This window comes from Microterricola pindariensis (assembly GCF_002936985.1).
Taxonomy (GTDB): domain Bacteria; phylum Actinomycetota; class Actinomycetes; order Actinomycetales; family Microbacteriaceae; genus Microterricola; species Microterricola pindariensis.
On sequence record NZ_MPZN01000098.1, the window covers coordinates 1 to 9567 of the forward strand.

Below are 9567 nucleotides of genomic sequence, written 5' to 3' on the forward strand. Positions count from 1 at the left end.
TCGCCGGGGTTCGAGATGGGCCCGACGGGCAGGCCGGGGTGCACGTAGGTGTTGTACGGGTTGGCCGCGTCGGCGCGCTCGGCGTCGGTCGTGGAGACCCGGTGGGTGTTGCCGGTGCCGTAGGCGACGGTCGCGTCGGACTGCATCAGCCCGCTCTCCCACAGGTTCGGGTCCAGGCGGTTCAGGAACACCCGGGACACCTTGTAGTAGTCGTCGCGGAGGCCTGCCTCCTTCTGGACCAGCGAGGCCAGCACGATGGTCTTCCAGCGGTCCTCCGGGGCGACGCCGGCGCTGTCCAGCGCCTGGAACTGGCGGTTCACCATCGTGGCGAGGGCGTCGTGCGCGCCGATGCCCGGCGTGAAGGTGTACGTCGCGGGGAACAGGAATCCCTCGAGCGTCGTCGCCTCGGCCGGCAGGCCGAAGGAGGCCACGTCGGCGGCGGCCGCCTGCACCTCCTCGAGCGGGATCGAGGTGCCCTCAGCGATCAGCTGGTAGACGTCGGCGGCGACGGTGCCCTCCGGGATGACGACCGTCTGCTCGAGCTTGTTCGCCGGGTCGATGAGGGCGTCCAGCGCCGCCTGCGCGCTCATCCCCGTGGCGAGCTTGTAGGCGCCGGGCTGGAACACGTGGGTGCTGGCCTGCTTGAGCAGCAGCTGGTAGAAGGCGTCGAAGCTCTTCGTGACGCCCTCGTCGTGCAGCGTCGTCGCGATGTCGGAGCCGATGTCGCCCTCATGGATCATGACGACGACCTCGCCGGTCCCGCTGCCCTGGTAGTCCTCTGGTCCGGATGCCGCGGCGATGATCTGCTGGATCGGCCCCTGCAGCAGGAAGAACCCGGCCGTCACGATCCCGGCGAGCACCAGCAGCACGACCAGGCAGCCGAGTCCGCGCCTGCCCCGCCGGCCCTTCGCCTGGCGCGGCCGGAGTCCGGAGGCCTCGGCTGGCCCCGGCACAGAGAAGACCTCGTCGAAGGAGGGCCTGGCGCCCTCATCGTCGGGGGTCGCCGGGGGAAGTGATGACAAGTCAGAGTCCTTCGTTCAGGCTGAGTACGGTTCCGGGGGCGGTGCCCGTCCCCCGCTCGGAGTCGAGCGCGTGTTGCAAAATAATAACCGCGGCGACCTGATCAATCACCGGGCGGTGCGACTTGGCCTTCTTGCCGGAGGCGCGCAGCGCCGAGGTCGCCGAGACGGTCGAGAGCCGTTCGTCGACGAGGCGGACGGGCACCGGCAGGGCGGCCGCCAGCGCGATCGCGAAGTGCCGGGCATCCGCCGTCGATGCCGTCTCGGCGCCGGAGAGCGCCAGCGGCAGGCCGACGACGACCTCGATCGCGTCCAGCTCGGCCTGCACGGCCGCGATGCGCTGCAGGTCGGCGGTCGGGGCCGCGCCGGCCTCGACCGCCTCGCCGAGGGTGCGCGGGACTGTCTCCACCGGCGTGGCCAGCATGCCGTGCAGATCGGAGCGGGACAGCCCGACGCGCGCCTTGCCGACGTCGACGCCGAGCCGTACCCCCTGCCGCACTATGCCCGAGCCGCCGCGCTTGCGGAGGTGCGCGCGGCCTCGAGTGCGCGCGGGATGGCGCTCACGTCGACGCCGCCGCCCTGGGCGAGGTCGTCCTTGCCGCCGCCGCCGCCGCCGAGGATGCCCGCCATCTCCTTGGCGAGGGCACCCGCCTTGACGCCGAGCTCGCGGGCGGCCGGGTTGGTCGCGGCGATCGCGACGGCCTTGCCGCCGACCTCGGCGGCCAGGGCGACAACCGCCGCCTCGCCGCCCAGGCGCTCGCGCACCAGGTTGACCAGGTTGCGCACCTCGTCGGCGGAGGAGAGCGTGCCGAGGTTCTCGGCGACGATCGTGAGGCCGTCGTTGCGAGCGGCCTTCGCCAGGAGCGCGGGAACCTTCTCGCCCAGCGCCTTCGCCTCGAACTCGGCGATCTTCTTCTCGGCCGCCTTGAGGTTGGCGACGAGCTCTGACACCTTCTCGGGAAGCTGCTCGCGCGGGGTCTTCAGCGAGCTGGTGAGCTGCGTGACGAGGGCACGCTCTGCGGCGAGGTCGCGGAACGCCTCGATGCCGACGAGCGACTCGACGCGGCGGTTGGTGGAGCCGACGGAGGACTCGCTGATCAGGTTGATCATGCCGATCTCGGCGCTGGAGCCGACGTGGGTTCCGGCGCAGAGCTCGCGCGACCACGGGCCGCCGATGTCGACCATGCGCACGCGGTCGCCGTACTTCTCGCCGAACAGCGCCATGGCGCCGAGCTCGCGGGCCTCGTCGAGGGCCATCTCGCGGGTGACCACGGGCAGGTTGTCGCGGATCGCGTTGTTGGAGATCTCCTCGATCTCACTGCGGGTCGCGGCCGAGAGGCCCTGGTTCCAGGAGAAGTCCAGACGCAGGTAGCCGGCCTTGTTGTAGGAGCCGGACTGGTGCGCGTTCGGGCCGAGGACTTGGCGGAGGGCGGCGTGGATGATGTGCGTGCCGGAGTGCGCCTGCTGCGCGCCGCGGCGGTTGTCCGCGTCCACGACGCTGGTGGCGGCGTCGCCGACGCCGACCTCGCCGAAGCGCACCTGCACCTTGTGGCTGATCAGGCCCTTGACGGGCTTCTGCACGTCGAGCACCTCGAGCTCGTAGCCGGGGCCGACGATGAGGCCGCTGTCGGCCTCCTGTCCGCCGGACTCGGCGTACAGCGCGGTCTCGGCGAGGATGACCTCGGCGATCTCGCCGGCGACGGCCTTGTTGACGGAGTGGCCGCCGACGATGAGTCCGAGGATCGTGGACTCCGTCTGGAGCGACGTGTAGCCGGTGAAGACGGTCTCGCCGTGGGCGCGGAACTCGCCGTAGACGGAGAGGTCGGCCAGGGCCGTCTTCTTCGCCTTGGCGTCGGCCTTGGCGCGGGCGCGCTGCTCGGCCATCAGGGCGTCGAAGGCGGCGCGGTCAACGGTCAGGCCCGCCTCCTCCGCCACCTCGAGGGTGAGGTCGATCGGGAAGCCGTAGGTGTCGTGCAGCAGGAACGCGGCGTCGCCGGCCAGCTGCGGCGACGCGGCGGCCTTGGTCTTGTTCAGCGCCAGGTCGAGCACCGTGGTGCCGGCGGCGAGCGTGCGGAGGAAGGTCTCCTCCTCGCCGATCGCGCTCTGCGCGATGCGGGAGTAGTCGCGCTCGACCTCGGGGTAGGCGTCCTTCATGGCGTCGCGGGAGGCCGCGAACAGCTCGGGGAAGCTGGGGGCGTCCACGCCGAGCAGGCGCATGGCGCGCACGGTGCGGCGCATCAGGCGGCGCAGGATGTAGCCGCGCCCCTCGTTGGAGGGCGTGACGCCATCGCTCATCAGCATGAGCGAGGAGCGCACGTGGTCGGCGATGACGCGCATCCGCACGTCGTCCTCGTGGTCGGCGCCGTAGCGGCGTCCGGAGAGCTCTGCTGCGCGGTCGAGGACCGGGCGGACCTGGTCGATCTCGTAGAAGTTCTGCACACCCTGCTTGAGGAACGCGACGCGCTCCAGGCCCATGCCGGTGTCAATGTTCTTGTTCGGCAGTTCCTTGACGATGGTGAACTCGGTCTTGCCGCGCACATCGCTGATCAGGTACTGCATGAAGACCAGGTTCCAGATCTCCACGTAGCGGTCGTCGTCGGTGGCCGGGCCGCCGTCGATGCCGTAGGCGGGGCCGCGGTCGAAGAAGATCTCCGAGCAGGGGCCGGCCGGGCCGGCCTGGCCCGTGTGCCAGTAGTTGGTGTCCTTGTCGAGGCGCTGGATGCGCTCCTCCGGCAGGCCGAGGGCGCGCCAGTAGCCGACGGCCTCGTCGTCGTCCTTGTAGACGGTGACCCAGAGGTCCTTCTCGTCGAAGCCGTAGCCCCCGTCGGCCTCCGAGCTGGTCAGCAGCTCCCAGGCATAGCCGATGGCGCCCTCTTTGAAGTAGTCGCCGAAGGAGAAGTTGCCGTTCATCTGGAAGAACGTGCCGTGGCGCGGCGTCTTGCCGACCTCTTCGATGTCCAGGGTGCGGATGCACTTCTGCACGCTGGTGGCGCGCGAGAACGGCGCGGGCACCAGACCGGTCAGGTACGGCACGAAGGGAACCATGCCGGCGACGGTGAAGAGGAGGGTGGGGTCGTCGCTCACCAAGGAGGCGGAGGGCACGACGGTGTGGCCGCGCTCTCCAAAGTAGTCAAGCCAGCGCCGGCGAATTTCTGCAGTCTGCATGGGTCCCGTAGTACGTAGTGTGTCGAAGCGCCGATTCCGGCGCATGGGTGGTGCGAGCGTCGCCCGAGCTTAGTCGAGCACCTCGTCGATGGCGTTGCGCAGTTCGGCCTCGCGCTGGTGGTACCCGTCGGCGACGGCCGCCCCGAATTCACGGGCCTTGGCGTCGACCTCGGTGAAGAACCGATGGCCTTCCTGGGTCTTGTTGATCTGGTGCGCGATGACGAATCCGCCCGCGATTCCGAGAATCAGCCACAGTAGGTTTTTCATGCGAAGAGGCTCCTTGTGATCCGAGAGTTCGTTGACAACAGTAGTGCGTCAGCCGCGGCGCGTGCCGCTCGTGCGCGGCCGCGCGGTGCGAAAGGCGGCGCGCACGCCGGCCGAGAAGCCGGCCAGCTTGATCAGCGGGCCGCCGACGGTCGCGGCGAAGAGCGCCACGAGCGCCGACACATTGCCCGTCACGTCGGCGACGTTGGAGGTGATCACGTCGACGCGGGCCAGCTGCTTGTTGGTCTCCTGCAGCGTCACCGCCGTCTCCTCGAGGAGGGGCGTGACGCCCTCGGTGGTCTCGCGGATGGACTGGCGCGTCTGGTCCAGCACCCCGCCCAGTTTGACCAGCGGGATTGCCAGCAGTGCGACGAGCACCGCGAAGGCGCCGGCCGCCAGGAGTCCAGCTACGTCTCCGAGAGACATTGATCACCATCCAATGGGGTGGGCCTACACAGTGAGGCTTAACGAAGAAGGGCGGACCATCCGAAGATGATCCGCCCTCCAGCGTAGTTCAACGACGACTAGCGAGCCGCGTAGTACTCCACGACGAGCTGTACTTCACAGGTCACGGGGACCTCGGCACGCTTCGGGCGACGCACGAGGCGCGCCTGCAGCTTGTCGAGCTCGACCTCGAGGTATGCCGGGGTCTTGGGCAGGACGTCGACGTGGCCGCCGGCTGCTGCAACCTGGAACGGCTCGGTGCCCTCGGAGCGCGCCTTGACGTGGATCTGCTGACCCGGCTTCACGCGGAACGAGGGGCGGTCGACGAGCTGGCCGTCAACGAGGATGTGGCGGTGCACAACCATCTGGCGGGCCTGTGCCGTGGTGCGGGCGAAGCCGGCACGCAGGACGAGGGCGTCCAGACGGGTCTCGAGGATCTCAACCAGGTTCTCACCGGTCAGGCCCTTGGTGCGACGAGCCTCTTCGAAGGCAATCTTCAGCTGCTTCTCGCGGATGCCGTACTGGGCGCGCAGACGCTGCTTCTCGCGCAGACGAACGGCGTAGTCGCTGTCCTGCTTGCGCTTGGTGCGGCCGTGCTCACCGGGAGCGTAGGGGCGCTTCTCGAGGTACTTGGCTGCCTTCGGGGTGAGGGCGATGCCGAGCGCGCGCGAGAGGCGGGTCTTGCTGCGGGTACGTGACTTAGTAGACACGGTTTCCTTTCGAAATGATTCTCAAACAATGAAGTACCGCGGGCGCGCTGCGCCCGGGCAAAGTTAGAGGGGTCAGCCGCGGGGTCCGGAGCGGCTACAGCTCCTGCCCCTTAAGCCCTGTGATTCGCAGCAGCCGCGCGCGAAAAACAGGCTTTAGGCCTCGGACAGCCTAACACAGCGATCAGTCGCCGTTGATGATGCGGCGGATCTTCGCCAGGCGCGCGCCGATCTCCCGCTCGTTGCCGTGCTCGGTCGGGCTGTAGTACCGGCTGCCGCGCAGTTCGTCCGGCAGGTATTGCTGGGTGGAGACGCCGACGGACTCGTCGTGCGGGTACTTGTAGCCCTTGCCGTGGCCGAGCCTCTTGGCGCCCGGGTAGTGGGCGTCGCGCAGGTGTTTGGGCACGCGGCCGATCTTGCCGGCGCGCACGTCCGCGATGGCGGCGTCGATGCCCATGTATGCCGCGTTCGACTTGGGGGCCGTGGCCAGGTGGATGACGGCCTGCGCCAGCGGGATGCGCCCCTCCGGCATGCCGATGAACTGCACGGCGTCCGCGGCGGCGATCGCCACGACGAGCGCCTGCGGGTCGGCCAGGCCGATGTCCTCAGAGGCGGAGACGATGATGCGCCTGGCGATGAACCGCGGATCCTCTCCGGCCTCGATCATGCGCGCGAGGTAGTGCAGGGCGGCGTCGACGTCGGAGCCGCGCACGGACTTGATGAAGGCGCTGATCACGTCATAATGCTCGTCGCCGTTGCGGTCGTAGCGCAGCAGTGCCCGGTCGACGGCCAGCGCGACCAGCTCGACGGTGATCGCCGGCTGCGCCTCGCCCTCTGCGCTGGTCACGGCGGAGACGGATGCCGCCTCCAGCGCGGTGAGGGCGCGGCGGGCGTCGCCGGACGCCAGCCGGATGATGGCCGAGCGGGCGTCGTCCTCGAGGGTGAAGCGCCCGCCGAGGCCGCGCGGGTCGCTGACCGCTCGGTCGACGACGACGCCGAGGTCCTCGTCGCTCAGCTGCTCCAACGTGAGGAGGAGGGAGCGGGAGAGCAACGGGGAGATGACGGAGAAGGACGGGTTCTCGGTCGTCGCGGCGACGAGGATGACCCAGCCGTTCTCGACGCCGGGCAGCAGGGCGTCCTGCTGGGCCTTGGTGAAGCGGTGGATCTCGTCGAGGAAGAGCACGGTGGAGGTGCCGTACAGGTCGCGGTTGGTCATCGCCTGCTCCATCACCTGGCGCACGTCGCGCACCCCCGCGGTGACGGCGGAGAGCTCGACGAAGTTGCGCCCGGAGGAGTGGGCGATCGCCTGGGCGAGCGTCGTCTTGCCGGTGCCGGGCGGCCCCCAGAGAATGACGGAGACCGAGCCCTTCTCCCCCGTCTTGTCGCTGGCCAGCGCGACCAGCGGCGAACCGGGGGTCAGCAGATGCCGCTGCCCGGCCACCTCCTCCAAAGACTTGGGGCGCATGCGCACAGCGAGCGGGGTCGCGCCAGAGCGCAGACCGGGACCCGAATTCACCATGCCACCCAGCGTACTTGGCGCTGGCGACACGGCTTGCGTAGAGTTCATGGTTGATCCCCTGAGGATCACTCCCCGCGCATCATCTTGAAGGAGCAGTGTGGCCTCGAACCCGAAGCAGGACCGCGAAGCACGGGCACGCCTGCGTGCGTACCAGGCACGCCAGGCCGTGCACGAGCGCCGCACGACCCGTCGCGCGCGCGACAACTGGATCGCGGCGATCGCCCTCGTGGTGATCCTGGTGCTCGCCGTCGGGGCGCAGCTGCTCTCCTTCAACGGCGGGCCGGGCACGGCGGCGCCGACGCCGACCGACTCGGCCACACCGGCCCCGACCGACACGCCGGAAGCGGGCACGAACATCGGCGACGTGCCGCCAGCCTCGCTCGCCGAGGGCCGCACCTGGACGGGCACGCTCTCCCTGAACGACGTCGAGCTCGGGATCGAGCTGGACGGCGCGGCGGCGCCGCAGGCCGTGGCCTCGACGATCAGCCTGGCCGAGGGCGGCTTCTACAACGGCGTCAGCTGCCACCGCCTCACCGACGGCGGCTTCTACGTTCTGCAGTGCGGGGACCCGTCCGGCGACGGCACCGGCGGGCCCGGCTACAGCTACGGCCCGATCGAGAACGCCCCGGCCGACAACGTCTACCCGGAGGGCACCATCGCGATGGCGCGCAGTACCGGCAACGGGTACAGCATGGGCAGCCAGTTCTTCATCGTCTACGGCGACACGACCATCGGCTCGGACACCGCGGGCGGCTACACCGTCCTCGGCCGCGTCACCAGCGGCCTGGACCAGCTGAAGGAGCAGATCACCGACGCCGGTGTGAAGGGCGGCCTCTCCGACGGCGCGCCGGCCGTGCCGACGACGATCACCGGCTTCACACTGCAGTAGGCGCACAGCCGCCGCACGTAACAGTTATGGAAGAGCGCCCCGCCTGCCCCGCATAAGTGGAATAGGCTGGGGCGGGTATGGCCGCACCATTTGGCGGCCCAGGCATTCAGCAAGGATGAGGCTCTTGGCTCAAGCAGATCAGCAACCGTGGGGGCGCGTCGACGAGACGGGCACCGTCTTCGTTCGCGAGGAATCCGGTGAGCGCGCGGTTGGTCAGTACCCCGACGGCACTCCAGAGGAAGCTCTGGCGTACTTCGAACGTAAATTCGTCGACCTGGCCGGGCAGGTGACGCTCCTCGAGCAGCGCGCCAAGCGCGGTGCACCGGCGTCCGACATCGCCAAGGCGGTCGCGTCGATCAGCGCCAACGTCGAGGGCGCCAACGCCGTCGGCGACCTCGCCGCGCTCAAGGCCCGGCTGGAGAAGCTCGGCGGCGCCGTCTCGGAGCTGACCGAGCAGCAGAGCGCAGAGACGAAGGCCGCCATCGATGCCGCCGTCGCCGAGCGCACGCAGATCGTCGAGGAAGCCGAGAAGCTGGCGGCCGGCGACCCGGCCAAGACCCAGTGGAAGCAGGCGACTGCGACGCTGGACGCCCTCTTCGCCCGCTGGCAGGCCCACCAGCACGACGCCCCACGCCTGCCCAAGGCCGAAGCGAACGAGCTGTGGAAGCGGTTCCGTGCCGCCCGCACCACGATCGAGCAGCACCGCAAGGCGTTCTTCGCCGAGTTGGACAGCGCGCACAAGGATGTCCGCAGCCGCAAGCAGGCCCTGATCGACCAGGCCGAGGCGCTGGCGGGCAAGGGTGCCGACGGCATCCCCGCCTACCGCAAGCTCCTGGACGAGTGGAAGCTCGCCGGCCGTGCCGGCAAGAAGCAGGACGACGCGCTCTGGGCCCGGTTCAAGGCAGCCGGCGACGTGCTGTACTCGGCCAAGTCCGAGGTCGACGCCGTCGAGAACGAGGAGTTCTCGGAGAACCTGGCCGCGAAGCAGGCCCTGCTGGAGGAGGCCGAGCCGATCCTGTCCGAGAAGGACCGGGTCAAGGCGCGCGCCGCCCTCACCGGCATCCAGCGCCGCTGGGACGAGATCGGCCGGGTCCCGCGCGAGCAGGTCAAGTCGATCGAGGACCGCCTGCGCAAGGTCGAGAACCACGTGCGCGTGCTGGACGAGGACCACTGGAAGCGCAACAACCCGGAGACCAAGGCGCGCGCCGAGGGCCTGGCCGGCCAGCTCGAGGACGCCATCGCCAAGCTCGAGGCCACGATCGCCGCGGCCACCGCGTCCGGCGACGCGAAGGCCGCCGCCGCCGCGAGCGAGGAGCTCGAGACGAAGCGCGCCTGGCTGAAGGCCATCGGGGGCTAACCCTCCCGCCTCCCCCGAGTTGTGCACAGCAGGACGCGGGATGGCAACGCTCCACAGATTGCGGCGCGCCTCGTTTCGACGGGGCGCGCCGCTTCAGTCTGGGGGCATGCATTCGTCCACCGCCGCTCCCCTTCCCGGTCCGGCCGGGCTCTCCATCGCCGAGCTCAGCGCCGCCCGTCTGGACGGGGAGCTCTACCCGCTGG

Annotated in this window: 9 protein-coding genes; 2 read left to right on the top strand and 7 right to left on the bottom strand. The window is 69.7% G+C overall.

Annotation, left to right across the window (positions count from 1 at the left end; translation table 11 throughout):
• The 7 genes from mltG to GY24_RS16540 form a co-directional block, all read right to left on the bottom strand.
• Positions 1-1022 (bottom strand): endolytic transglycosylase MltG (mltG, locus tag GY24_RS16510; RefSeq protein ID WP_104477629.1); only part of this gene is annotated, 1022 nt, incomplete at its 3' end.
• A 1-nt stretch (position 1023) separates the two neighbouring features.
• The gene (gene ruvX, locus GY24_RS16515) at positions 1024-1518 is read right to left on the bottom strand and encodes a Holliday junction resolvase RuvX (protein ID WP_104477631.1); all 495 of its coding nucleotides are present in this window, start codon (positions 1516-1518) and stop codon (positions 1024-1026) included.
• On the bottom strand, positions 1518-4184 hold the full coding sequence (gene alaS, locus GY24_RS16520) for an alanine--tRNA ligase (protein ID WP_104477633.1): 2667 nt from the start codon (positions 4182-4184) through the stop codon (positions 1518-1520). Before alaS ends, ruvX begins: the two co-directional genes overlap by 1 nt.
• A gap of 69 nt (positions 4185-4253) precedes the next feature.
• Positions 4254-4451: a hypothetical protein gene (locus tag GY24_RS16525; protein WP_083363802.1), complete on the bottom strand. Its 198-nt coding sequence runs from the start codon at positions 4449-4451 to the stop codon at positions 4254-4256.
• Between the two features lie 48 nt (positions 4452-4499).
• Positions 4500-4874, bottom strand: coding sequence for a DUF948 domain-containing protein (locus GY24_RS16530; protein WP_104477635.1), 375 nt, complete (start codon positions 4872-4874; stop codon positions 4500-4502).
• A 98-nt stretch (positions 4875-4972) separates the two neighbouring features.
• A complete protein-coding gene (rpsD, locus tag GY24_RS16535) occupies positions 4973-5602 on the bottom strand; it encodes a 30S ribosomal protein S4 (RefSeq protein ID WP_055842670.1) in 630 nt (209 codons plus the stop codon).
• A 181-nt stretch (positions 5603-5783) separates the two neighbouring features.
• A complete protein-coding gene (locus GY24_RS16540; protein WP_104477637.1) occupies positions 5784-7118 on the bottom strand; it encodes a replication-associated recombination protein A in 1335 nt (444 codons plus the stop codon).
• A 97-nt stretch (positions 7119-7215) separates the two neighbouring features.
• On the opposite strand from GY24_RS16540, the gene GY24_RS16545 reads away from it, so the two are divergent.
• A complete protein-coding gene (locus GY24_RS16545) occupies positions 7216-8007 on the top strand; it encodes a peptidylprolyl isomerase (RefSeq protein ID WP_104477640.1) in 792 nt (263 codons plus the stop codon).
• 124 nt (positions 8008-8131) lie between these two features.
• A complete protein-coding gene (locus GY24_RS16550) occupies positions 8132-9364 on the top strand; it encodes a DUF349 domain-containing protein (protein ID WP_407662190.1) in 1233 nt (410 codons plus the stop codon).
• The last annotated feature ends 203 nt before the right edge of the window (positions 9365-9567 follow it).